Genomic DNA, 24249 nt, shown 5'->3' on the forward strand with positions numbered 1-24249 from the left:
AGAGGTCAGTGGTCGATGTCGCAGTCGCCGGCGGCGGCGCTGATGCAGGTCTGGATGATCACGCCGTCGCCGGGGGCGGCCACGGTCAGCTGGCCGTTGCGCAGGTCGCGGACGGCGCCCTCGCGCAGCGGCAGCACGCAGCCGAAGCAGACGCCCATCCGGCAGCCGCTGGGCATCAGCACGCCCGCGGCCTCGGCGGCGTCGAGGATCGGCGTGGAGCCGTCGGCCTCCAGGGTGGTGCCCGACTTCGCGAAGGAGACCGAGCCCCCCTCGCCGGTGACGACGACCGAGGTGCGGAACCGCTCGATGTGCAGCGGCAGGTCGCGCTCGGCGTGGTGCGCCTCCAGGGCGTCGAGCAGGCCGACCGGGCCGCAGGCGTAGGTCGTGCGCTCGGCCATGTCGGGGACGATCGTGTCGAGGTCGTGCACGTCGAGCAGGCCGTCGGTGTCGGTGTGCAGCTCGACCAGGCGCAGCCGCCCCGCGGCGGCGTACCGGCGAAGCTCCTCGCCGAAGATGACCTCCGAGCGCGAGAGCGCGGAGTGGAGCAGCACGATGTCGGCCTCGAACGGCACCGCCCGGGAGAACAGGTTGCGCAGCATGCCGATCACCGGCGTGATGCCGGAGCCCGCGGTGACGAGCAGCAGCTTGGTGGGCATCGGGTCCGGGAGCACGAAGTCGCCGTCGGCCTGGCCGAGGTGGATCATCTGGCCGGGGCGCACCTTGCGCACGAGGTGGTTGGACACGACGCCGTCGGGGATCGCCTTGACCGTGATGCTGATGCAGCGGTCGGGACGGGGGCCGTGGGTCAGCGAGTAGGTGCGCCACAGGCGGACGCCGTCGACGTCGACGCCGACGCGGAGGTACTGCCCCGGCACGTGGCCGGCCCAGTCCTTGCCCGGCTTGATGACGATGGTGGCGGCGTCGGCGGTCTCCGGGGTGACCGAGACGATCCTGCCGCGCAGGTCGGCACCCTTGCGCAGCGGGTGGAAGACGTCGAGCACGTCGTCGAGCTCGAGCGGGGTCACCGCCGCCTCGGCGAAGCGGCGCAGGCCGTCGCGCAGGCTGCGTCGGGGGGCCGGGCGGGAGGTCGGACGGGGGGTCGGACGGGGGGTCGTGTCAGGGGACGCGGAGGTCGCTCCGGAGACGCGAGGAGTGACATCGATGCTCATGACACCCACTGTCCTTCATCGAAGGGCGTAAAGTCCTGTCCGTCGAGCGTGAAGACGCAGGTCACATTTGTTCGCAGGTGACAACAAGGAGTGCCGTCATGGCCCGCCCCACCCGTCGTACCGCCGGGCACCGCCTCCAGCTGCCCGCCGAGGCCGTCAGCGAGATGCGCTCGAGGCTGCCCGCGGTCGCCGAGGAGACGGTGACCGCGATCATCGCGGAGGTGCCCAGCTACGAGGGCGCGCTGACCGGCCCGATGGGCGAGAACATCCGCAACGCCGTGCAGCTGGCGCTCGGCGGCTTCCTCTCCCTGGCCAGCGGCCGGCGCGGCGCCGACCCGCGTACGCCGACCGCCCCGGCCGTCGAGGGCGCCTACCAGCTCGGGCGCGGCGAGGCCCGCAGCGGCCGCAGCACCGAGGCCCTGCTCGCGGCCTACCGCGTCGGGGCCCGGGTCTCCTGGCGCGAGATGTCCACGACCGCCGTGGCCGGCGGCATCCCCGCCGAGACGCTGGTCGACTTCGCCGAGCTGGTCTTCGCCTACATCGACGAGCTGTCCGCCGCGAGCGTGGCCGGCCACACCGACGAGCTCGCCACGACCGGGCGCGTCCGGCAGCGGCTCCTGGAACGGATCGCACGGCACCTGCTGTCCGGCGCCTCGACCGAGACCGTCGCCGCCGCCGCCGAGCGGGCCGGGTGGGAGCCCCCGACCACGCTGACCGCGGTCGTGGTCCCGGAGGCCCAGGTGCGCCCCGTGCTGGCGGCGGTCGCGTCCCGCACGCTGGTCGCCGCCGACCTCCCCGACCTCGAGGACCACGCGCTGCTGCTCGTCCCGGACGTGCACGGGCACCGTCGGCAGGCCTTGCTGCGCGCGCTGGCCGGTCGCGGCGCGATCGCCGGGCCGGCACGACCGTGGCTCGAGGTGCGCGCGTCCTACGAGCGGGCGGTCCGGGCCCGCTCCCTCGGGATCACCGACGACACCGAGGCCCACCTCACCCAGCTGGTGCTCGGCGCCGACCCCGAGGCCCTCGCCGACCTGCGCGCACAGGTGCTCGCCCCGCTGGAGGGACTGCGCGCCGGCTCCGCCGAGAAGCTCGCCGACACGCTCCGCTCCTGGCTGCTCCACCACGGGCGGCGCGAGGACGTCGCCGAGGAGCTGTTCGTCCACCCGCAGACGGTCCGCTACCGCATGGGACAGCTGCGCGAGCTGTACGGCGACCGGCTCGACGACCCGGCCACGGTGCTCGCGCTGACGATCGCGCTGGGGGCCGAAGGGCCCTGAGACGTCCGGCCCGCGAGGGCCGAAAGACTCTGACCCCGCTCGTGACCGACCACCAATTGTCGGTATATCCCAGAACACGGCAACCATCCGCGCGGCCGGACCGAATCACCTCACATGGAGAGCGGTCAGGCCATCGGGCTACGCCTCGCGCGGCGCGACGAGTCCGCCCTCGAGGAGGCCTACGCGGCGTACGGCGGGAGCCTGCTGGCCTACCTGCGCCGCTACGTCGGGCCGGACGAGGCCGAGGACGTGCTCCAGCGGACGTTCCTCGACGTGTGGCGGCACGCCGGGCGCTACCAGCCCAGCCAGCGGTTCAGCACCTGGCTGTTCACGATCGCGCACCGACGGGCCGTGGACGCCCTGCGCGCCCGCCGCCACCAGGTCGTCGACGTGGAGGCAGCGCGCGACCTCGTCGGCGAGGACGGCCGGGAGACCGCCGAGCGCTTCGCCGAGGCGGCCGACGTCCGGGCCGCGCTGTCCCGGCTGCCCGAGCACGAGCGGCAGGCCCTGGAGCTGACCTACTACGCGGGCCTGACCCAGCGGGAGATCGCCGACCGGCTGGACGTGCCGATCGGCACCGTCAAGGCCCGGGCCTCCCGCGCGACCCGGCGCCTCGGGGCCCTCATGCGCGACCAGCTGCGGGAAGGAGGAGCCGCGTGAACGACCACCCCGACCTGCTCGGCCTGCTGCGCGCCGAGCTGACCAACCAGGACGTCGCCCACGCCGGCGAGCACCTCGACTCCTGCCCCGACTGTCGCGGCGACCTCGCCGAGCTCGCCACCGGGCACGCGATGCTCACCCGCTCGGCCCGGACGCTGGAGGAGCCGTCGAGCGAGGCGGTCCCGCTGCCACCGCTGCGCCGACCCTCGCGCAGCACCGGCTGGCGGCCGCGGCTGCTGGTCGCCGCGGCGGCCGTGGTCGCCGTCATCGGCGCCGGCCTCACCGCGATCCTCCTCGACCGGGGGGACGGGGCGCCGGCCCCCGTGCGCGAGCAGCTGAGCGCCACCCTCGACCCGGTCGAGGGCTCGGCGCGCGGCCAGCTGCTGATGTCCGTGGGGCCGGACAGCGCCCGGATGTCCATCACCACCCGAGACCTGCCCCGGGCCCGCAGCGGCCAGTTCTACGAGGCCTGGCTGCTCGACCCCGCCACCCAGAAGATGCTCCCCCTCGGCCAGCTCGGCCCCACCGGGCAGGCGTCCTTCGAGATCGACGACCGTCTCCTCGGCCGCTACACCGCCGTCGACGTCAGCCTCGAGGACGACGACGGGAACCCCCAGCACTCCGTGACCTCGGTGCTGCGCGCGTCGTACGACGCCCCGCCCCCCGCTGCTTCGTGACGTCTCACCCAACCCACCGGAAGGAACAACCATGAAGATCCGTTACACCGCTGCCGCGCTGGCGACCGTCCTGGTCGCGGGCACGGCGGCCGCCACCCCGGCCCAGGCCCAGGCACCCGGAACGGACCGCAAGCTCGGCCACAAGAGCTTGGCGAAGGTCCTGGCCGCGGACGGCAACAAGTTCGACCAGAACTGGGGCGACTTCGACATCGTGGACAAGGCCGTGCACCTGGTGCTGAAGAACAAGCCCGACAGCCCGGTCGGCGTGCTGGCCCACGGCCGGAAGCGGGTGACGGCGTTCCTGCCGACCGACAAGGCGTTCCGCAAGCTGGTCAAGCAGGCGACCGGCACCGCACCCGCCACCGAGAAGGAGGCCTACCAGCAGCTCAAGGCGATCGCCGCGCAGCTCTCGCCCTCCGACCCGGTCACCCTGGTCGAGAACATCCTGCTGTACCACGTGGTGCCGGGAGCGACCATCACCTATCGGCAGGCCAAGAAGGCTGACGGCGCCAAGCTCCAGACCGCCTTCCCCGGCGGCCTGACGATCAAGGTAGACGTCCAGGGCCGGAAGGTCTTCCTCAAGGACAAGGACCCGGACGACACCAACCCCCACGTGATCAGGCCGCGCAACATCAACAAGGGCAACCGGCAGATCGCGCACGCGATCAACCTGATCCTGCGTCCGGCGAACCTTTCGGCACCCTCGGCCTGACGGTCGACGGGCCCACCGGAACGGGCGAGCTCCTCGCGGGCGCCTCAGGGCGTCAGCGAGGGCTCGTCCGGGTGGGCGAGGGTGAGGACGGCGTCCTCGATCAGGTCGTTGTCCTCGATCTCGCGCTCCACGTCGCGGATCCGCCGGGCGAGGTCGGGCTCGGCGTCGTCGCCGGTCAGGTCGACGGCGGCCACGACGAACAGCCGGCTCGGGCCGACGTACTCCACGTGGAGGTAGGTGATCCGGTCGATGGACGGGTGCTCGAGCAGGCCGTCGAGCACCCGCTTGCGCATCTCCGCCGAGCCCTCCCCCATCAGGTAGTCCATGTTGCGGCGCATCAGGAAGACCGCGACGAAGGCGAGCAGCACGCCGACCGCGATCGAGCCGGCCGCGTCCCAGTAGGCATCGCCGGTGAGCTGGTGCAGCCCGATGCCGGCGCCGGCGAACAGGATGCCGAGCAGTGCCGAGAAGTCCTCGAAGAAGACCGCGCGCAGCGTGGGGTTGGAGGTGCGCTCGACGAAGCGGAGCGGGTGCATCCCCCAGCGCCGGGAGGCGCCGTGCACCTGGCGTGAGGCCTGGACGAACGACGTCCCCTCGAGCACGAACGCGATCGCGAGGATCACGTAGTTGATGGTGTAGCTCGGCGTCTCCGGCTCGGCGAAGAGCTCACTGACGCCGTGCCAGATCGACACCACCGCACCGGCCGAGAACAGGCCGAAGGCGGCCACCAGGGACCAGACGTACGTCGCCCGGCCGTAGCCGCGGGGATGGGACTCGTCGCGGGGCTTCCTGCCCTGCCGCTCGGCGATCAGCAGGAACACCTCGTTGCCGGTGTCGGCCCACGAGTGCGCCGCCTCGGCCATCATCGAGGCCGAGCCGGTCACGAAGCCGGCGAAGGTCTTCGCGACCGCGAGCAGGCCGTTCGCGACCAGCGCGATGATGACGGTGAGCGCCGAGTCGCCACCCTTGGCCTGGTCGTCGGGCACCTCGACCGACACGGGGGTGCCGTCGCCGGCCTGCTGGGCGTGTTGGGTGGTCACCTCTCAGTACTACCCCTTCCGGGACCGTCCAGTCTCCCGGGGGCGCCTCGGCGCCGCTGGGTGCACACCCGTACCGTCTCCGGGCAGGAGGTGCGCATGCCCCGGAAGTCCCATACCGCACGAACCCTGGCCGCTGCCCTGCCGGCGCTCGCCGTGCTGCTGGCCCTGGCCGCGACCGGCTGCTCCGGGAGCGACGCGGTCGAGCCCGGCGCCGCGGAGGCGTCCGCGCCGACCCCCTCGGCCAGCGTCACCGACGCCTCCGGGCCGGCGACGTACGCGCGCTACGTGGCCCTCGGCGACTCCTACACCGCCGCCCCGCTGGTGCCCGACACCGACGTCACCAACGGCTGCCTGCGCTCGACGAACAACTATCCCGCCCTGGTCGCCGCGGACCTGTCCGGCACGCAGCTGGTCGACGTCAGCTGCAGCGGGGCCGACAGCAGCTCGATGGTCGGCGTCCAGCAGACCGGCAACCAGGCCCAGCCGCCGCAGTTCGACGCCCTGACCCCGGAGACCGACCTGGTGACCGTCGGCATCGGCGGCAACGACTTCGACCTGTTCGCCACCCTGGTCGGGACGTGCGCCAAGCTGCGCTCCTCCGACCCCGAGGGCGCGCCGTGCGAGAAGCGGTTCACCTCCGGCGGCTCCGACCGGCTGGCCCGCGAGCTGCGCCAGATCCGCGGCCACGTCGCGGCGATCGTGGCGGGCATCCGCGACCGGGCGCCGAAGGCCCGGGTGGTCGTCGTCGGCTACCCCCAGATCCTGCCGCCGAGCGGGACCTGCCCCGACCTGCTGCCGCTGGCCACCGGTGACTACGACTACGCCCGCCGGATCAACGAGGGGCTGGCGCAGGCGGTCGAGCAGGGCGCCCGCAAGGCCGACGCGTTCGTCGACGTCTTCGGCCCCAGCGCCGGCCACGACATCTGCTCCGACGACCCGTGGATCAACGGCCGGGAGACCGACACCAGCCGGGCCCTGGCCTTCCACCCCTTCGCCGAGGAGCAGGAGGCCCTGGCCCGGCTGGTGCTGGCGGAGCTGTAGGTCGCTCAGGCCGTCACGAGCTCCTCGGACCGCTCCGGCCGCACCGGCGCACGACGGGCCGCGCGCTCGGCGAGCACCAGCACCACCAGGGCGGCGAACGCCAGAGCGGCACCGACCCACAGCGGTGAGGTGAACCCGAGGCCGGCGGTGATCGCGACACCACCCAGCCAGGCACCGAGGGCGTTGCCGACGTTGAACGCCGCGATGTTGGCGCCGCTCGCGAGCGTCGGCGCCTCGCCGGCGTAGGTCATGATCCGCATCTGCAGTCCCGGCACGGTGGCGAAGCCGAACGCCCCCATGAGCACCAGCGCGACCACGGTGGCGACCTGCGAGCCGGCGGTGAGCGCGAACAGCACCATCACCACGGTGAGACCGGCGAGCACGACGAGCAGCGTGCGGGGCACGTCGACGTTGGCGGCGCGGCCGCCGAGCAGGTTGCCGACGAACAGGCCACCACCGAAGAGCACCAGCAGCCACGGGACGGCGCCGGACGCGAAGCCGCTCACCTCGGTGAGCGTGTAGGCGATGTAGGTGAAGGCGCCGAACATGCCACCGAAGCCGAGGACGGTCATCGCCAGCGACAGCCAGACCTGGGGGTGCCGGAAGGCCCGCACCTCGTGACGCAGGCTGCCCGACTCCTCGGCGCGGCTGCCCGGCACCAGCAGCGCGATGGCGACGAAGGCGGCGATGCCGATCGCGGTGATCGCCCAGAACGTCGATCGCCAGCCGAGCTGCTGGCCGAGCAGGGTGCCGAGCGGGACGCCCAGCACGTTGGCGATCGTCAGCCCGCCGAACATCAGCGCGATCGCGCCCGCCTTCTTGGCCGGCTCGACCAGGCTGGCCGCGACCACCGAGCCGATCCCGAAGAACGCACCGTGGCACAGGGCGGCGATCACACGGCCGGCGAGCATCACGGCGTACGTCCCGGCCACGGCGGAGAGCAGGTTGCCGGCGATGAACAGCACCATCAGGCCGAGCAGCACCTGCTTGCGCGGCAGCCGGGTCACGCCGGCGGTCAGGCCGATCGCACCGACCGCGACGCTGAGGGCGTAGCCGGAGATCAGCCAGCCGGCGGTCGCCTCCGACACCGCGAAGTCGGCCGCCACCTCGGGCAGCAGCCCGGCGATGACGAACTCGGTCAGCCCGATGCCGAACCCGCCGACGGCGAGTGCGAGAAGTCCGGGTTTCATGCTCACCTCCAGATCGTGCGCGGGCTGATATCCCGCGTCTGCAACACTATCGTTTGATTGCGACGTTAGTTGCACACGCGGACTATTGCAAACAGTTGGTACAGTGGGGTCCGTCACCGCAGCACCGAGGAGGCATACGTGGGAATCAGCGACGAGGCCGTCGAGGTCCGCGCCCAGGGATGGCGCCGGCTCGCGGCCCTGCACCAGCTCATCGAGAGCCGCCTGGAGAAGGCGCTGCAGGCCGAGCACGAGCTGTCGGTCGTGGAGTTCACGGTGATGGACGCGCTGTCGCGCCAGGACGGCTGGCACATGCGGATGGCCCAGCTCGGTCGCGCCGCCGGCCTCTCCCCCAGCGCCTCCACCCGGCTGGTCAACCGGCTCGAGGACCGCGGCCTGCTCACCCGGATCCTGTGCGCGGACGACCGGCGCGGCATCTACACCGAGCTGACCCCCGCAGGGCGCACGGCGCTGGACCGCGCGCGGCCGGCGCACGACGACGCCCTCGAGGCCGCGCTCACCGAGGCCGAGAACACCCCCGAGCTCGCCGACCTGGTCAAGGCGGTCACCGGCTGATCCCGGCCGGGTTCATGACTCGTCCGGCGGCGGGTACGACCCCCGCATGAGCATCCCGACCGATCCCGCACCCGATCCCGACGTCGTCCCGAGCGGCGACCCGCACGGCATCCCCACCCCGGAGCCGTCGCCCGGCGAGGACCCGGGCACGACCCCCGACGTGGAGCCGGCACCCGACCCGTTCTGATCCGGGAGCGCCCGGACCCCTAGCGCACGTCGTGCGCGACGGCCCCGCCGACGAACGTCGCCGCGACCGGCATCGTGCGCAGCAGCTCGCCGTTGGCCGCCGAGTTCGCGCTCCCCGCGAGGGGGTCCCGGTCCAGCAGCACGAGGTCGCCCACCGAGCCGGGGCCGACCGTCGGCTGCCCGTCGACCGAGGCGGCCAGCGCCTCGGCCGGGGTGAGCGCCTGCTCGGGGTGCCACGGCGCGCGCTCGTCCGCGCTGCGGTGTACGGCCGCCGCGATGGCCAGCCATGGGTCCAGCGGCGAGACCGGCGCGTCCGACCCCATCGCCAGCTCCACGCCCTCGTCGAGCATCCAGCGGAACGCGAAGCACCGCTCCGAGCGCTCGCCCCAGATCTTCTCGGTCAGGTCGCGGTCGTCGAGCAGGTGCGCGGGCTGGATGCTGGCGCGGATCCCCAGCCCGGCCATCCGGGCGATGTCGGCGCGCCGCGCCATCTGCGCGTGCTCGATCGAGCCGCGTGCCCCCGTGCTCGCGTAGGCGTCGAGAGCGGCCCCGACCGCCGCGTCGCCGATCGCGTGGGTGGCGACCTCCAGCCCGCTCGCGTGGGCGCGCGCGAGGAGGTCGCGCAGCTCGTCGGTCGACAGGTTCGGCTGGCCGGAGGGGTACTCCAGGCGGTGGGCGTCGGCGTACGGCTCGCAGCACCAGGCCGTGCGGGTGTTGAGCGAGCCGTCGCTGATGATCTTCAGCGGCCCCATGACCGCCCGGGCGTCGCACCCGGGCAGCGGGTCGCCGGTGCGCAGCCCGGCCGCGATGACGTCCTCGAGCGTGTCGGCGTACGTCGCCATCCGGATCCGCAGCAGGTCCGCCCCGGCCGCCCAGCGCTCGGCCCACTCGCGGGCACCGCCGCTGAACTCGAAGTCCACGATGCCGACGATCCCCAGGGACGCCGCGTGCTCGAGCGTGCGGCGGTAGGCCTCGGCCGACGTGCCGTCGTCGCCGACCAGGGTGGAGAGGCGGGCGTACGCCGCGAACCACTCGGCCTCCCGGACCACCGAGTCACGGACCGGCATCGCGAGGTGCATCAGCGCGGTGGTGTTGAGCCACGCGTGGTGCCCGTCGCCGGAGATCAGCACCACGGGGGTGTCCCCGGACACCGCGTCGAGCTCGGAGACCGTGACGTCGCGGTCCCAGCCGCCCGAGCGGTGGCCCCAGCCGATCACCGGGTGGTCGGGCCACTCGGCGATCCGCTCGGCCACCAGCCGGGTCGCGTCCTCCGGCGACCGGGCCGAGGCCAGGTCGAGCCGCTGGCTGGCCAGCGTCCACTGCCCGAGGTGGACGTGCTGGTCCCACAGGCCCGGGATCGCCCAGCGTCCCTCCGCGTCCGACTCCGGTACGCCGTCCGGCCGGTCGAGGCCCGGGCCCACGGCGGTGACCCGGCCGTCCTCCACCAGGACGTCGACGGGTCGGTCGGGGGCGTCCTCGCCCGGCGAGAGCGGGACGAGGCGGGCGTCGCGGATCAGGTGGCTCGTCACGATCGGCACGCTAACGGCCGCCGCCCGGTGAACCTGCGACGGGTCGGCCCGCTGAGACGTCACGAGGCGACGGGGCGGCACACCTCCTCGTCGACGGGCGCCGGCTCGGCGAGGGGGCGAGGCCGGAGCAGGGCGCCGCCGAGGACGGCGGCGAGGAGGGCGGAGACGGCACCGGCGGCGAAGGCGACCTGGAAGCCGCCGTTGAGGGCCTCCAGCGGTGCGCTGCCGTCGGCGAGCAGCGAGCCGGTGCGGTGCGCGGACAGGCTCACCAGCACCGCGAGCCCGAGAGCGCCGCCCATCATGAAGGACGTGTTGACCACCCCGGACGCCAGACCGGACTCGTGCGGCTCCACGTCGCCCATCGCGGCCAGCAGCACCGGGTTGAACGCGATGCCCGCACCGGCGCCGAGCAGCAGCATCGAGGGCAGCACGTCCGTGACGAAGCCGCCGCCGACCGGGGCGCGCGAGAACAGCGCCAGGCTGGCGGCGGCCAGCAGCAGGCCCGCGGTCAGCGGCACGCGGATCCCGAAGCGCATGACGAGGCGGTCGGACACCCGCAGCGAGCAGAACGCCATCACCACGCTGGTGGGCAGGAACGCCAGGCCGACCTCGAGGGCGTCGTAACCGAGGACCCGCTGCAGGTAGAGCGCGGCGAGGAAGAACCACGCGAACATCGCGGCCGCCCACAGCACCCCCACGACCTGGGAGACGGCGACGTTGCGCAGGGAGAACAGCCGCAGCGGCACCAGCGGGTACGCCGTCCGGGCCTCCCAGGCGACGAACCCACCCAGCAGCACGACCGACGCCCCGAGCAGGCCCAGGGTGCGCACCGAGGTCCAGCCCGCCTCGTTGCCACCCACGATGCCGTAGACCGAGAGCATCAGCGCCACCGTGACGAGCAGGGCGCCGGGCACGTCGAGGCGCCCGGTGCCGGGCACGACGTCGTCGGCCGGCAGCACCCGACGGGCGCCCAGCCACACGGCGACCCCGACGGGCACGTTCACCAGGAAGATCCAGTGCCACGAGAAGAGTCCGGTCAGGACCCCACCGGCCAGCACGCCCACGGCGCCACCCCCGGACATCACGAAGCCGAAGAAGCCCATGGCCTTGGCCCGCTCGGCCGGGTCGGAGAAGAGCCCCATGATGAGGGACAGCGCGACCGCCGAGACCGCGGCGCCCCCGAGTCCCTGCACCGCCCGGCCGACCACGAGCAGGCCTGCGGACGGCGCCAGCCCGCAGGCGACGGACGAGACCGTGAAGGCGACGACCCCGACCGAGAAGACCCGCTTGTTGCCCAGCAGGTCACCGAGCCGGCCGCTGAGCAGCAGGAACCCGCCGAACGTGAGCAGGTAGGCGTTGACGACCCAGGCCAGCGCGGACGCCGAGAACCCGAGGTCGGTCTGGATGGAGGGCAGGGCGACGTTCACGATGCTCGAGTCGAGCACGATCATCAGGTCGCCCAGGCAGAGCACGTAGAGGGCCAGCCAGCGGGTCCGGTGGTCGAGGGCGTGGGGTGCCATCGGGGATCTCCTGTCGTCACGCCCCGGTCCCGGGGCTCCTACCCCCACCACGAACGGCGGGCGACGTACACGACAGACCCGGGCGAACGGCGGAACTCATCGTCGCGACGGCTACGGTGTCGCCCATGGGCGTGCGGGGACTCGGGGCGGTGCTGGCGCTCGCCCTGCTCGGCGCCGCGGGCGGGTTCGCCACCGGCCACGTGCTGCGGGACGCCCCGGTGGCGGCCGCCGAGGCCGCGCCGGTCCCGGCGTCGGATCCCTCGATCCCGGTCGACCCGGTGCGCGACTTCGCTCCCGACATCGGCTACCCGCCGCTCCAGGCCGGCCTGGACTACCGCCGGCACACGCTCGGTGACGCGCCGTACGAGTGGGTCTACGCCGCCCCGAAGGGCTGGGTTTCGACGACGGAGGCGCTCGACGAGGTGCGCTGGCGCCCCGCGGACGAGCCGACCGTGGGCGGTTTCAGCCTGCGCGTGAAGCTCTCGACCGAGCACAAGACCAAGGCCGCCATGGTCGCGCAGAAGCTCTCCGCGATGCAGGCCGGCTACGAGGACGTCGAGGTCCTCGGCCAGACCCAGGACCTGCTGTCGTTCAGCTACCGCGACCCCGACACCGACCGGCTGCGCTTCAACACCTTCCAGTGGTTCAGCGTCCCCGGCTCGGACGAGGCGACGTTCGAGATGTCGGTCGTGGGCCGCGAGGTCGACCGGACCGGGCTCGACAACCTGATGACCGAGGTCTCCCGGAGCATCGCCAAGGTGCAGTAGGCGACCAGGGCGTCTCTCAAGTCGGCGCCGTCGCGAGCGGGATTTCGCGCCGTATCTGGCAAGGCGGAGGCGCGAAGGCGGGACGGAGTCCCGACGAGTCGCCGACAACGCCGCCAGATCGGATGCGAGAGCCCGCGCAGCAGGCGCCCCGACCAGAGAGACGTGCCCTAGATGCCGTGCGTCTGCACGGCGTCGAGCACCTGGTTGGCCGTCGCCCGGTCGGCGCTGCGCACCTGCACCCACAGCAGCCGGTTCTCGGCCACCTGCACCACCCGCTCGACCGTCACACCGCCCGGGCACGCGGAGTAGACGACGGTGACCGAGTCGTTGCCGTCGACGGTGTCGTCCACGGGGTCCTGCGCGTCACCGCACTCGGGGTGCCGCGGCACCTGCGTGGGCAGCTCGCTGCCCGGGAGGATGCCGACGAACACGCCCTGGCCGGCGCCGTCCGTCGCCGTCCAGTGCGCGGAGGTGCCGACCGACAGCGCCGGGAAGACCGCCTTGTCGCCCGGCGGCGTCCAGCCGTCCTCGGCGACCGCGCGGTCCCACCCCTCGGGCACGCTCACCGACAGGTAGCCCTGCGCGTCGCTCAGCGTCGCCTCGCGGCCCATCCGCTGCTCGGCCAGGTAGCCGGTCGCGCCGCCCACGACCAGCGCGACGACGCCCGCGCCCGCGGCGACCGCCCGACGCCGCCCGCGGCGCGGGGGCGAGGGCGGTGCCAGGTCGTCGGAGGCCGGTCGCGGCGTCGGGGCCGCCCCCGGCTGGGTCAGCTGCGGGTCGACCGGCAGCCAGGGCTGCGGTGCCGCCGGCTCCTGCGGGCCGGTGCCGACCGGGCCGAGCGCCGCGGCGAGTGCCGCGACGAAGGACGCCACGTCGGGCCACCGGTCCTCGCGGTCCGGGGCCAGCCCGCGGGCGACCACCGCGTCCACCGCGGGCGGGAACGAGCGCTCCGGCGTCGAGAGCGGGGGCGGCGGCCCCGGGTCGGCGGCCGCGGCCAGCGAGGCGTGGGAGTACGGTGCCCGCCCGCTGAGCAGCTGGTGGGTCAGGGAGGCCAGGGAGTACTGGTCGGCCCGGGCGTCGAGGCCCTCGCCCTGCGCCTGCTCGGGGGCGACGTAGGAGGGCGTGCCGGCGATCATCGTCAGCCGCGAGGACATGTCCAGCGCCTTGCCGAGGCCGAGGTCGCCCACCATCGCGCGCACCTCGGTCTCGCCGGGTCGCGGGCCCTCGACGGTGCGGAACAGCACGTTCGCGGGCTTCACGTCGCGGTGCAGGATGCCGCGCTGGTGCAGCGCCTGCAGCCCCGCCCCGACCTGGCGGACCACCTCGAGCGCCTGCCCCGGGGTGAGCCCCTCGACCTCGAGCCGGTCCGCGAGCGTCCCCTGGTCGGCGTACGACATCACCAGGTAGGGACGGCCGTCGTCGAGCTCGCCCGCGTCGTAGACGGCCACGACGTGCGGCGACTCGACCTTGCGCAGGTAGCGGCCCTCCTCGAGGAACCGCTGCCGGACGTGGTGGTCCTCGGTCCAGTTGTCCGCGAGGACCTTCACCGCGACCGGCGAGTCGAGCTGCTCGTCGTAGGCCAGCCAGACGGTCGCGAACCCCCCGGAGCCGATCCGCCGGCGCACGGCGTAGCGACCGAGTCGGGAGGGCATGGACACCCCAGCATTATGGGGGCTCTCGGGGTCGACCCCGAGAAGGGTCAGGGGTGGGTCCCGGGGTCGGGTTCAGCGGCTTCCCCGATGTGCGGACCCGCCCCGGCGCGCGAGTCTCTTCCGCATGATCACTGTCCAGAGCCTCACCAGGAAGTACGGCGACTTCACCGCGGTCGACGACGTCACCTTCACCGCACGGCCCGGTCGCGTGACCGGGTTCCTCGGCCCCAACGGCGCCGGCAAGTCCACGACGATGCGCGTCCTGGTCGGGCTCACGCCCCCCACGTCCGGCACCGCCGAGGTCTGCGGACACCGGTTCGCCGACCTGCCCAACCCGGGCCTCGAGGTCGGCGTCCTGCTCGACGCGTCGGCGCAGCACGCCGGCCGCACCGGCCGCGAGATCCTCACGGTCGCGGCCAGGACGATGGGCCTGCCGTCGCGGCGGGTCGACGAGATCCTCGAGCTGGTCAGCCTGACCCCGGAGGAGGCCGGGCGCCGGGTGCGCCACTACTCCCTCGGCATGCGCCAGCGACTCGGGATCGCCACCGCGCTGCTCGGCGAGCCGGAGGTGCTGATCCTCGACGAGCCCGCCAACGGCCTCGACCCCGCGGGCATCCGCTGGATGCGCGACCTGCTGCGGGGGTACGCCGACCGCGGCGCCACCGTGCTGCTCTCCTCGCACCTGCTGCACGAGATCGAGGTCGTCGCCGACGACCTGGTCGTCATCGGCCAGGGCCGGATCGTCGCGCAGGGCACCAAGGCCGAGCTGCTGGCCGCGGCCGGCACCCTGGTCCGGACCGCCGACCCCGCCGACCTGGCCCGGGCGCTCACCGCCTCGGGCATCACCCACACCACCACCGCCGACGACACCCTGCGCACCGACGCCGACCCCGAGCTGGTCGGCAAGGTCGCGCTCCAGGCCGGCATCGCCCTGCGCGAGCTGCGCCCGGCCGACGGCGCCGGCCTCGAGGAGATGTTCCTCGAGCTCACCGCCGACACCCAACGAGAAGGAGCGGTCGCATGACCACCACGACCCTGCCCGCCCGCGACCTGGCCCGGCGCACGCCGCCGCGCCCGATCCCGCTGTCCCGGATCGTCGCGGTCGAGGCACGCAAGAGCTTCGACACGAGGTCCGGCTTCTGGATGCTCGCGAGCATCGGCATCACCGCCCTGCTCGCGACCGCGGCCGTGATCCTCTGGGCTCCGGACAGCAGCCTGACCTACGACTCGTTCGCCGCCGCCATCGGCGTGCCGATGACCATCATCCTGCCGATGATCGCGATCCTCTCGGTCACCGGCGAGTGGAGCCAGCGCAGCGGGCTGACGACGTTCACGCTGGTGCCCCACCGAGGGCGGACCATCCTGGCCAAGGGCATCGTCGCCGTGGCGGTCGGCGTGGCGTCGATCCTGGTGGCCTTCGCGATCGGCGCGGTCGGCAACGTCGTCGGCGCCGCCATCGCCGGCGTCGACACCACCTGGGACCTCGGGCTCGACAGCCTGCTCTACATCGTGCTCGCCAACGTGCTGGGGCTGCTGATCGGCTTCATGCTCGGTGTGGTCATCCGCAACTCGCCCGGTGCGATCGTGTCCTACTTCGTCTACTCGTTCGTGCTGCCGACGCTCTCGATGGTGCTCGCGGCCAACCAGCAGTGGTTCAAGGACCTGCAGCCGTGGGTGGACTTCAACTACACCCAGAGCACGCTCTTCGACGGCGGGCTGACCGGCGAGCAGTGGCTGCAGCTGGGGATCACCGGACTGGCCTGGCTGGTCATCCCGCTGGCCGTCGGCGTCCGGATGGTGCTGCGGTCCGAGGTGAAGTGAGCCCACGTCCTGCCCCGCTCCCTCCATGATCTGCGGCTACATGATTTCGGGTGAGCGGGGCAGGATGTGCGGCATGTCAGGGGACACGACGCACGACGCCGCCACCGCCGACGAGATCGACGAGCTGGCCCGCCGCGCCCGGGACGGGGACCGCGACGCGCTCGAGCTGCTGCTCGCGGCCGTCCGCCCGCGGGCGCTCAACGTGTGCCGGGGGGTGCTGCCCTACACGCCGGACGCCGAGGACGCCTGCCAGGAGGCGCTGATCAACATCGCCAACAAGATCGGCAGCTGGGGCGGCCGCGGCCGCTTCACCACCTGGATGCACGTGGTGGCGGTCAACTCCGCGCGCACGACGTACCGCCGGATGAAGAACCAGGCGGTCGCCAGCGACGTGCTCCCGCTCGAGAAGCCCGACCCGCGCACCACCAGCGTCATCGCAGGCACCCGTCTGGACCTGCTCGAGGCGATGGAGCGCATCGAGCGCGACCACCCCCAGTTCGTCGAGCCGCTGCTGCTGCGCGACGTCTACGGCCTGTCCTACGAGGAGATCGCCGAGCAGGTCGGCGCGCCCCTCGGCACCGTCAAGGCGCAGATCCACCACGGCCGCAAGCTGGCCCGGCCGCTGCTTCGGGCGGGCGACTGATGCGCCGGATCCCCCTGGGCCTGGCGGCGGCCCTGCTCGCGGCCGGGCTGGCCGCCGGGTGCTCGGCCGACGACCCCCACCCTGAAGGCTCCCCGGCGTCCACGGGATCCACGGGCTCCGGCGGCGGCCCGGCCGCCCCGGCCAGCACACCGGCCACCGACGACCCCGCGCTGGACGTCGCGCTGAGCACGCCGGTGGAGGACGACGTCTACCCCGACGTCGGCGACCCGGGCGTGGACGCGCTCCACTACGGGCTCGACCTCACCTGGTCCCCCGAGGCCACCACGCTCACCGGCGTCGAGACGCTGGTCTTCCGCGCGACCCGGGACGCCCGGCGGTTCCAGCTCGACCTCGAGCAGGCCCTGGAGGTCACGTCCGTCCGCGTGGACGGCGAGGACGCCGACTTCGACCACCCGGGCAAGGACCTGGTCGTGCACGCGCCCGTCACCAGGGACGCGCGGCACACGCTCGTCGTGGAGTACACCGGCAGGCCCGAGCCGGTGGACGCACCCACCACCCGCTCCGACTTCGACACCGTCGGCTGGACCACCACCGCCGACGGAGGCGTCTGGACCATGCAGGAGCCCTTCGGCGCCTACTCGTGGTACGCCGTGAACGACCAGCCCTCGGACAAGGCGCTCTACGACTTCACGATCTCCGTGCCCTCCCCGATGGTCGGTGTCGCCAACGGCACCCTTGAGTCTCGCGACGAGGTCGACGGCGACACCGTCACCCACTGGCGCCTCGACGAGCCGGCGGCCTCCTACCTGACCACGATCGCGATCGGCGACTACCTCGACGTGCGCGACCGCTCCGACAGCGGTGTGCCGGTCACCTACTGGGTGCCCACCGACCGGCCCGACCTGACGGCCGGGCTGCGGTCCGCGGCCGACGAGCTGGACTGGATCGAGGCGAGGCTGGGGCCCTACCCCTTCTCCTCGCTGGGGATCGTCCTGGTCGACTCGCGCAGCGGCATGGAGACCCAGACCATGCTCACGCTGGGCGAGACCGACTACGCCACCTCCCCCGAGGTGCTCGTGCACGAGATGGTGCACCAGTGGTACGGCGACGTGGTCACCCCCGCCAGCTGGAGCGGCGTGTGGATGAGCGAGGGCATGGCGATGTACCTCCAGGGCATGTGGCAGGCCGAGAGCACCGGCGTCCCCTTCGAGCAGGTGCTGCAGGGCTGGGCCGCGCAGGAGCCCGCGATGCGCCGCCAGTCCGGCCCGCCGGCCGACTTCGACCCGGCCACCTTCGGCGAGGGCAACGTCTACTACGGCCCTGCCCTGATGTGGGACGCACTGCGGCGCAAGGTCGGCGACGACGCGTTCTGGTCCGGCGTGCGCGCCTGGCCGGAGGCCCACGAGGACGGCAACGCCACCTACGACGACATCGTGTCCTTCTGGTCCGACCGCACCGGGCAGGACCTCGAGCCCCTCTTCGACGCCTGGCTGCTCGGGCGGGCGTCCCCGCGCTCCTGACGCCGACACGTCGCTTCTGCCGAGAGCGGAAACCGTTGCCCGAGGGCGGCCGACACGGTTCGGTGGGGGCATGCGACTCCTGGTGCTCGGTGGTTCGGTGTTCCTGTCCCGCGCGGTGGCCGAGGAGGCCCTGCTCCGCGGTCACGACGTGACCTGCGCGTGCCGAGGGTCCTCCGGGTCCCTGCCCGAGGGCGTGCGGCACGTCGCGACCGACCGGTCCGCGGGCCTGCCCGACGAGCTCGCCGACGAGTACGACGCCGTGGTCGACGTCGCGCGGCTGCCCTCGTGGGTGCGCACCGCGGTCGCGCGGACCCCCAGCGCCCACTGGGTCTTCGTCTCCACGATCAACGTCTACGCCGACGACTCGGTCCCCGGAGGACCCGGCACGCTCCCGCTGCGCGACCCGGTCCACGACGACGTGGACCTGAAGGAGGACCCCGGGGCCTACGGGCCGATGAAGGTCTCCTGCGAGCAGGCGGTCACGCAGGGCGCCGCGTCGGCCACCGTCATCCGACCCGGCCTCATCGTCGGCCCCGGCGACCCCTCGGGCCGCTTCTCCTACTGGCCCGCGCGGCTGGCCGACACCGCCGACCACCCCGAGGTGCTGGTCCCCGGCTCGGCCGACGACCCGGTGCAGGTCATCGACGTGCGCGACCTCGCCGCCTGGATCGTGACCTGCGCCGAGGACCGCCGCGCGGGCACCTTCGACGGCACCGGCCGGGCCACGACCCGTGCGGCGTTCACCGACGCGGTCGCGGCGGCCGCTCGCGAGCTCGGGCTGCACGACCCGACCTCGACCACGTTCACCGCCGTCGAGCAGGACTTCCTGGTCGAGCACGAGGTGGCGCCGTGGATGGGCCCGGCCTCGGTGCCCGTGTGGCTGCCGATGCCGGAGTACGCCGGCCTGATGGCCCACGACGTGTCCGCGTCGTACGACGCCGGGCTGACCACCCGGCCGCTGTCGGAGACCGCGCGGGACACGCTGCTCTGGCTGCGCGAGACGCCGGACGCCGCGGTCACCGGCTGGTCGCGCGAGGCGGAGGAGAAGGTCCTGCGCGCCTGGCACGAGCGCGGCTGAGCCGGGTCAGCGCAGGTCGAGCCCCGCGCCGAACGTCGCGCCGAACGCCACCTCGGCCAAGGGCTTGCGGGTGCGCGGACGCCCGTCACGCTCGCGGGCCAGCGGGTCACCCGGCTCGTCCACCGGCAGCGCCCGGCCCAGCGCGACGCCCGTGGTGACCCGCCAGTGCCGCGGCACCCGCGCCACCTCGGCCAGCCGCTCGTGGTCGAACCCGGCGAACTGGTGGACCACCAGGCCTAGGGCCAGCGCCTGGACGCTGAGCTGGGCGACCGCCTGGCCGAGGTCGTAGGCGGCGTAGTCGGAGTAGACGAACGCGTCGTCCTCGGGCCCCGTCGCCACCTGGTGGAGGGTGAAGAGCAGGGCGCTGGCCCGTGGCGCCCACGACAGGTTGCCCCGCGACAGCAGCGGCACGAACGCCTCGTGGGCGGCGTCCCCGCGTCGGGCGACCAGGAAGGCCCACGGCTGGGAGTTGCCGGCCGAGGGCGCCCAACGCGCGGCCTCGAGGAGGGCCCGGAGGTCGTCGCCGGACAGCTCGTGGGTGTCGTCGTACGACCGGACGCTGCGGCGGTCGCGCAGCAGCGGGAGCAGGGCGGACGAGGCCTCGAGGGTCACGAGGGGCGAACAGGTCGCCGCGGCCCGGTGTTCCCGAGCCGCCCGCCCACCCGACGACCGCCTACCAATCACCGGCCCCAGCGACGGCAATCTCTGACAACAGCAGGAGGCATCGGGCCGGGCTAGCCTTCCGGAGGTGACGACCTCACCGCGCCCCGCGCGCCTCTCCGCCGCCGACCTCATCGACCTGGTCCTCGACGAGGGGTCGTGGACGTCGTGGGACCAGCCGCCGGTGCGCGGCGACATCTCCGAGGAGTACGCCGTCGAGCTCGCCGCCGCGGCCGAGAAGAGCGGCGTCGACGAGTCCGTGCTCAGCGGCGAGGGACTGATGCACGGCCGTCGGGTCGCGGTGGTGATGGGCGAGTTCGCGTTCCTCGCCGGCTCCATCGGCCGGGCGTCCGCCGACCGGCTGGTGGCGGCGATCGAGCGGTCCACCCGCGAGGGCCTGCCGCTGCTCGCGGCGCCGGTCAGCGGCGGGACCCGGATGCAGGAGGGCACGCCGGCGTTCGTGCAGATGGTGCGGATCTCCGAGGCGGTGGCCGCGCACAAGGCGGCCGGCCTTCCCTACCTCGTCTACCTGCGCCACCCCACCACCGGCGGCGTCATGGCCTCGTGGGGGTCGCTGGGCCACGTGACCGTCGCCGAGCCGGGCGCGCTGGTCGGGTTCCTCGGCCCGCGGGTCTACGAGGCGCTCTACGGCAAGCCGTTCCCGGACGGCGTGCAGACCTCGGAGAACCTCTACGCCCACGGCATCATCGACGCGGTCGTCGCGCCCGAGGAGATCGCCGGGATCCTCGACCGGGCGCTCACCATCCTGCTCGCCCCGCGGCACGGCATCCAGCCGGTGCCGGCCCCGATCCCGCTCACCCCGCTGCCGGACGTCGAGACCTGGGACGCCGTCACCCGGTCGCGCCGGCCGGACCGGCCCGGCGTACGCCGGCTGCTGAAGTACGCCGCCAGCGACGTCATCCCCCTCAACGGCACCGGTCAGGGCGAGCACGACCCGGGCCTGCTGCTCGCGCTGGTCCGCTTCGGCGAGGCCCCCTGCGTCTTCCTCGGCCAGGACCGGCGGGGCCAGACCGCCGACCACCCGATGGGTCCCGAGGCGTTGCGTGAGGCCCGGCGCGGCATGCGGCTTGCCTCGGAGCTCGGGCTGCCGCTGGTCACGGTGATCGACACGCAGGGGGCCGCGCTCTCCGCGGACGCCGAGAACGGCGGGCTGGCCGGCGAGATCGCGCGCTGCCTGGCCGACCTGGTCACGCTCGACGCACCGACCCTGTGCCTGATGCTCGGCGAGGGCAACGGCGGCGGCGCCCTGGCCTTCCTGCCCGCGGACCGGGTGGTGGCCGCCCAGCACGCGTGGCTCTCCCCGCTGCCGCCCGAGGGGGCCAGCGCGATCGTGCACCGCGACCTCGACCACGCCCCGGAGATGGCCCGGGCGCAGCGGGTTCGCGCCCTCGACCTGCGCGACCTGGGCATCGTGGACCGGATCGTGGCCGAGATGCCCGACGCCGCCGACGAGCCCGAGGCGTTCTGCCAGCGGGTCGGCGCGGTGCTCGAGCACGAGCTGGCCGCGCTCCTCGACGCGGGCCCGGGCTCCCCCGCGGAGCGTGCGCGCCGCTACGTGTGAAGCCGGCGCGACCTCAGGTCAGGCAGCTGAACGTCGCACTGGTGAGGGCCTCCTTGAGCGCCGGCTCGTCCCCGAGATCGGGGTCGAGGAAGGTCTGGTCCTCGTCGAAGAAACCCTGCTGCACCAGGGCGTCGAGCCCCACGTCGTCGACGACGGTGCGGGCCACGCACTCGGACTGGGTGGCGTCCATCAGGCCCTGCTCCTCCAGCGCCGAGGCGAAGCTGTCGATCGCCTGCTGCTCGTCCGGTGACGAGCCGGAGGCGGTCGAGGCCGGGGCGTCCGGGGTCGGGGTCGCGGAGCTCGGCTCGTCGGTGGCCGGGGCGGACGTCGTCGGCGTGTCCCCCGCGACCGAGGCGGGGTCGTCGCCGCCGGAGGTGACGGCGTACGCCGTCACGACGCCGAGCGCGACCAGCAGCGCCACGAGGACGACCACGAGACCGACCCGACGGCGGCCCGCGGGCGCCGGGGTCCCGGCCGGGGGGTGCGGCCGACAGCGGGGAGGTCCCCGGTTGGTCGCTCAGCGCGATCGCGCGGCGCAGGTCGTTGCGCATCGCCCCGGCCGATGCGTAGCGCTCCTCGGGCCGCTTGGCCATCGCGGTGCGCAGGATCCGGTTGACCTCGGCGACCAGCGCGCTGGTTCCCTCCAGCTGTGGGACCGGCTGCTCGAGGTGGGCGGTCACGACCTGGAAGTCCGAGGTGCCGGAGTACGGCGCGGTGCCGCTGACCGTCGCCCACAGCAGGCACCCCAGGGAGTAGACGTCGCTGGCCACCCCGGCCGTGCCTCCGGTGTGCAGCTCGGGTGCCATGTACGTCGGCGTCCCGATCGTCCCGGTCGTGTGGAGGGTCTGCTCACCGTCGACCTGGCGGGCGATGCCGAAGTCGCCGAGGTACGCCGCCACCCCGGCCTCCCGGCGCCGGACCAGCACGTTCGCGGGCTTGATGTCGCGGTGGACCAGCCCGGCGGCGTGCGCGTCGGCCAGCCCGGCGGCGACCTGCCCGATCAGGTCCACGGCCGTGCGCAGCGGGGGTGCGCCGTGCGCCTGGATCATCAGGCCGAGGTCGCCGTCGGGCACCAGCTGGGTCGCGATGTAGAGCCGGCCGTCGGCCTCGCCGTGGGCGTAGACGTGCACGACGTGCGGGGAGTCCAGCGAGGCCTGTGCCTGCGCCTCGCGGGTGAAGCGGGCCCGGAAGCCCGGGTCGTCGGCGAGGTGCGGGGAGATCACCTTCAACGCCACCTGCCGGTCGAGCACGGTGTCGAGCGCCTCGAACACCACGCCCATCCCGCCGCCCCCGAGCCGCCGGCCGATCCGGTAGGAGCCCATCATCTCCCCGGGCGCGGGGTAGCCACCGAGACTCGTCACGCCCCAGTCCTACCCCCGGCCGACCCGTTCAAGCACGTCGAGTCGGCGTTGGTCGACCACATCAGGCGTCAACCAGCGCCGACTCGGCGTGGGCAGGATCAGAACACGTGGGCGGGATCAGAGCACGTGCGGCGAGTCAGAAGAGCAGGGCCGTGGCCGGGTCCTCGAGGATGCCGGCGACGTCGGCGAGGAAGCGCGAGCCCTTCTCGCCGTCGATGTGCCGGTGGTCGAAGGAGAGCGCCAGCGTGGTGATCTGGCGGATCGCCAGCTCGTCCTCGCCGTCGGCCCCGGTGACCACCCAGGGCTGCTTGCGGACCGCGCCGAAGCAGAGGATCGCCGACTCGCCGGGGTTGATGATGGGCGTGCCGGCGTCGACGCCGAAGACGCCGACGTTGGTGATCGTGAACGTCCCGCCGCTCATCTCGGCCGGCTGGGTCCTGCCCTCACGCGCGGTCGCGGTGAGCTGGTTGAGCGCACCCGCGAGCTCGAGCAGGGACAGCGAGTCGGCGTCCTTGACGTTCGGCACGACCAGCCCGCGCGGGGTCGCGGCCGCGATGCCGAGGTTCACGTAGCCCTTGAGCACGACCTCCTGCGCGGCCTCGTCCCAGAACGAGTTGATCTCCGGGGTCCGCTTCATCGCCAGCATCACTGCGCGGGACAGCACCAGCAGCGGCGAGACCTTCACGTCGCGGAACTCGCGACGCGCCTTGAGCCGCTCGACGAGCTCCATCGTGCGGGTCACGTCGACGGTGATCCACTCGGTGACGTGCGGGGCGGTGAAGGCGGACTGGCTCATCGCCTGCGCCATCATCTTGCGCACGCCCTTGATCGGCTCGCGGGTCTCGCGCTGACCGGCCGGGACGTCGTACGAGGTGGTCGCAGGAGCAGCCGGGGCGTAGGACGTGGCGCCCGAGCCCGAGGCCGCGGACTCGACGTCCGTGCGGGTGACGGTGCCGTTCGGGCCGGTCGGGGTGACCCGGGTGATGTCGATGCCGAGGTCCTTGGCCAGCTTGCGCACCGGCGGCTTGGCCAGCGCGCGGGCGGCGGTCGGCGAGGTCACCGACTCGGGCACCAGCGCGGTCGCCTGCTGGCGTCCACCGACCGGGATGGCCGAGGTTGCGGGCACGGCGGGCTCGTCGGCGGCCTCGACCTGGGGTGCAGGACCGGGCTCGAACGCGCCCTGGGTCTGCTGGTGCGCGGCCGCGGCCCCGGCGGCCACCCCGGCGGTCGGCGCGCCCTTGCGGGCCCGGCGTACGGCGCCGCGCTCGACCTTGTTGCGACCGACCAGGCTCTCGCCCTCGCCGCCGCCGGAGGCGCGCGGGTTGGACAGGTCGATCTCCATCTCCGGCTGGGCCGGAGCGGCCGGGGCGGGCTGGGCCGGCGCCGCGCTGGCGTCGCCGATCGAGATGATCGGCGTGCCGACGGGGACGGTCTCGCCCTCGGGCACCATCAGGTCGAGCACGGTGCCGGCGAACGGCGACGGCAGCTCGACCAGGGACTTGGCGGTCTCGATCTCGACGATGATGTCGTTGATCGCGACGACGTCGCCGACCTTGACCTTCCAGGCCACGATCTCGGCCTCGGTCAGGCCCTCGCCGACGTCGGGAAGCTTGAACTCAGACATGCGCGG

Annotated in this window: 23 protein-coding genes; 14 read left to right on the forward strand and 9 right to left on the reverse strand. The window is 73.6% G+C overall.

Translation table 11 applies throughout. The features are described 5' to 3' along the window. Window positions 1-5: 5 nt before the first annotated feature. On the reverse strand, window positions 6-1169 hold the full coding sequence (locus tag ACFO9I_RS08835) for a ferredoxin reductase (protein WP_379179886.1): 1164 nt from the start codon (window positions 1167-1169) through the stop codon (window positions 6-8). Between the two features lie 98 nt (window positions 1170-1267). Here ACFO9I_RS08835 and ACFO9I_RS08840 point away from each other — a divergent pair, with 98 nt between their 5' ends. The 4 genes from ACFO9I_RS08840 to ACFO9I_RS08855 all read left to right on the forward strand — a co-directional run bounded on the left by ACFO9I_RS08840 (window position 1268) and on the right by ACFO9I_RS08855 (window position 4495). Continuing rightward, window positions 1268-2446 carry a PucR family transcriptional regulator gene (locus tag ACFO9I_RS08840; RefSeq protein ID WP_379179888.1) on the forward strand — a complete coding sequence of 393 codons (1179 nt, stop codon included), beginning with the start codon at window positions 1268-1270 and terminating at the stop codon, window positions 2444-2446. Window positions 2447-2560: 114 nt separating this feature from the next. After that, window positions 2561-3106 (forward strand): RNA polymerase sigma factor, encoded by a 546-nt coding sequence (locus tag ACFO9I_RS08845; protein WP_379179890.1) that lies wholly within the window; start codon window positions 2561-2563, stop codon window positions 3104-3106. After that, complete coding sequence (locus ACFO9I_RS08850; protein ID WP_379179892.1) at window positions 3103-3783, forward strand: anti-sigma factor; 681 nt, start codon at window positions 3103-3105, stop codon at window positions 3781-3783. Before ACFO9I_RS08845 ends, ACFO9I_RS08850 begins: the two co-directional genes overlap by 4 nt. 31 nt (window positions 3784-3814) lie before the next feature. Continuing rightward, window positions 3815-4495 (forward strand): fasciclin domain-containing protein, encoded by a 681-nt coding sequence (locus tag ACFO9I_RS08855; protein WP_379179894.1) that lies wholly within the window; start codon window positions 3815-3817, stop codon window positions 4493-4495. Window positions 4496-4539: 44 nt separating this feature from the next. On the opposite strand, the gene ACFO9I_RS08860 is transcribed toward ACFO9I_RS08855, so the two are convergent. After that, window positions 4540-5535 (reverse strand): cation diffusion facilitator family transporter, encoded by a 996-nt coding sequence (locus ACFO9I_RS08860; protein WP_379179896.1) that lies wholly within the window; start codon window positions 5533-5535, stop codon window positions 4540-4542. Window positions 5536-5631: 96 nt separating this feature from the next. Here ACFO9I_RS08860 and ACFO9I_RS08865 point away from each other — a divergent pair, with 96 nt between their 5' ends. Then, window positions 5632-6576: an SGNH/GDSL hydrolase family protein gene (locus ACFO9I_RS08865; protein ID WP_379179898.1), complete on the forward strand. Its 945-nt coding sequence runs from the start codon at window positions 5632-5634 to the stop codon at window positions 6574-6576. A 5-nt stretch (window positions 6577-6581) separates the two neighbouring features. Here the strand turns inward: ACFO9I_RS08865 and ACFO9I_RS08870 are convergent, their stop codons facing one another. After that, window positions 6582-7766, reverse strand: a complete 1185-nt coding sequence (locus ACFO9I_RS08870; protein WP_379179900.1) for an MFS transporter — start codon at window positions 7764-7766, stop codon at window positions 6582-6584. A gap of 138 nt (window positions 7767-7904) precedes the next feature. On the opposite strand from ACFO9I_RS08870, the gene ACFO9I_RS08875 reads away from it, so the two are divergent. Continuing rightward, the gene (locus tag ACFO9I_RS08875) at window positions 7905-8339 is read left to right on the forward strand and encodes a MarR family winged helix-turn-helix transcriptional regulator (RefSeq protein ID WP_379179902.1); all 435 of its coding nucleotides are present in this window, start codon (window positions 7905-7907) and stop codon (window positions 8337-8339) included. 46 nt (window positions 8340-8385) lie between these two features. After that, a complete protein-coding gene (locus ACFO9I_RS08880; protein WP_379179904.1) occupies window positions 8386-8526 on the forward strand; it encodes a hypothetical protein in 141 nt (46 codons plus the stop codon). Between the two features lie 19 nt (window positions 8527-8545). Here the strand turns inward: ACFO9I_RS08880 and ACFO9I_RS08885 are convergent, their stop codons facing one another. Both ACFO9I_RS08885 and ACFO9I_RS08890 read right to left on the reverse strand, forming a co-directional pair. Next, on the reverse strand, window positions 8546-10054 hold the full coding sequence (locus tag ACFO9I_RS08885; protein WP_379179906.1) for an amidohydrolase: 1509 nt from the start codon (window positions 10052-10054) through the stop codon (window positions 8546-8548). A gap of 59 nt (window positions 10055-10113) precedes the next feature. Continuing rightward, the gene (locus ACFO9I_RS08890; RefSeq protein WP_379179908.1) at window positions 10114-11574 is read right to left on the reverse strand and encodes a DHA2 family efflux MFS transporter permease subunit; all 1461 of its coding nucleotides are present in this window, start codon (window positions 11572-11574) and stop codon (window positions 10114-10116) included. Between the two features lie 125 nt (window positions 11575-11699). Here ACFO9I_RS08890 and ACFO9I_RS08895 point away from each other — a divergent pair, with 125 nt between their 5' ends. Further along, window positions 11700-12341 (forward strand): hypothetical protein, encoded by a 642-nt coding sequence (locus ACFO9I_RS08895; protein ID WP_379179910.1) that lies wholly within the window; start codon window positions 11700-11702, stop codon window positions 12339-12341. Between the two features lie 167 nt (window positions 12342-12508). Here ACFO9I_RS08895 and ACFO9I_RS08900 read toward each other — a convergent pair whose 3' ends face one another. Beyond that, entirely contained in the window at window positions 12509-13993 is a 1485-nt protein-coding gene (locus tag ACFO9I_RS08900; RefSeq protein WP_379179989.1) for a serine/threonine-protein kinase, read from the reverse strand. A gap of 124 nt (window positions 13994-14117) precedes the next feature. Between ACFO9I_RS08900 and ACFO9I_RS08905 the strand changes: the two genes are divergently transcribed. The 5 genes from ACFO9I_RS08905 to ACFO9I_RS08925 all read left to right on the forward strand — a co-directional run bounded on the left by ACFO9I_RS08905 (window position 14118) and on the right by ACFO9I_RS08925 (window position 19016). After that, window positions 14118-15017: an ABC transporter ATP-binding protein gene (locus ACFO9I_RS08905; RefSeq protein WP_379179911.1), complete on the forward strand. Its 900-nt coding sequence runs from the start codon at window positions 14118-14120 to the stop codon at window positions 15015-15017. After that, window positions 15014-15814 carry an ABC transporter permease gene (locus ACFO9I_RS08910; RefSeq protein WP_379179913.1) on the forward strand — a complete coding sequence of 267 codons (801 nt, stop codon included), beginning with the start codon at window positions 15014-15016 and terminating at the stop codon, window positions 15812-15814. Before ACFO9I_RS08905 ends, ACFO9I_RS08910 begins: the two co-directional genes overlap by 4 nt. Window positions 15815-15887: 73 nt before the next feature. After that, window positions 15888-16457, forward strand: a complete 570-nt coding sequence (locus ACFO9I_RS08915) for an RNA polymerase sigma factor (RefSeq protein WP_379179915.1) — start codon at window positions 15888-15890, stop codon at window positions 16455-16457. Beyond that, window positions 16457-17938, forward strand: coding sequence for a M1 family metallopeptidase (locus tag ACFO9I_RS08920; RefSeq protein ID WP_379179917.1), 1482 nt, complete (start codon window positions 16457-16459; stop codon window positions 17936-17938). Before ACFO9I_RS08915 ends, ACFO9I_RS08920 begins: the two co-directional genes overlap by 1 nt. A gap of 70 nt (window positions 17939-18008) precedes the next feature. Further along, window positions 18009-19016 carry an NAD-dependent epimerase/dehydratase family protein gene (locus ACFO9I_RS08925; RefSeq protein WP_379179919.1) on the forward strand — a complete coding sequence of 336 codons (1008 nt, stop codon included), beginning with the start codon at window positions 18009-18011 and terminating at the stop codon, window positions 19014-19016. A 6-nt stretch (window positions 19017-19022) separates the two neighbouring features. On the opposite strand, the gene ACFO9I_RS08930 is transcribed toward ACFO9I_RS08925, so the two are convergent. Further along, window positions 19023-19628, reverse strand: coding sequence for a nitroreductase family protein (locus ACFO9I_RS08930; RefSeq protein WP_379179921.1), 606 nt, complete (start codon window positions 19626-19628; stop codon window positions 19023-19025). A 136-nt stretch (window positions 19629-19764) separates the two neighbouring features. Between ACFO9I_RS08930 and ACFO9I_RS08935 the strand changes: the two genes are divergently transcribed. Next, window positions 19765-21258 (forward strand): carboxyl transferase domain-containing protein, encoded by a 1494-nt coding sequence (locus ACFO9I_RS08935; RefSeq protein ID WP_379179923.1) that lies wholly within the window; start codon window positions 19765-19767, stop codon window positions 21256-21258. On the opposite strand, the gene ACFO9I_RS08940 is transcribed toward ACFO9I_RS08935, so the two are convergent. Both ACFO9I_RS08940 and ACFO9I_RS08945 read right to left on the reverse strand, forming a co-directional pair. After that, the gene (locus tag ACFO9I_RS08940) at window positions 21249-22619 is read right to left on the reverse strand and encodes a serine/threonine-protein kinase (protein ID WP_379179925.1); all 1371 of its coding nucleotides are present in this window, start codon (window positions 22617-22619) and stop codon (window positions 21249-21251) included. The genes ACFO9I_RS08935 and ACFO9I_RS08940 overlap by 10 nt on opposite strands. A gap of 136 nt (window positions 22620-22755) precedes the next feature. Further along, window positions 22756-24243 carry a dihydrolipoamide acetyltransferase family protein gene (locus ACFO9I_RS08945; protein WP_379179927.1) on the reverse strand — a complete coding sequence of 496 codons (1488 nt, stop codon included), beginning with the start codon at window positions 24241-24243 and terminating at the stop codon, window positions 22756-22758. Between the last annotated feature and the right edge of the window lie 6 nt (window positions 24244-24249).

The sequence above is a fragment of the Nocardioides sp. GCM10023255 genome, assembly GCF_042653125.1.
Lineage (GTDB): Bacteria > Actinomycetota > Actinomycetes > Propionibacteriales > Nocardioidaceae > Nocardioides.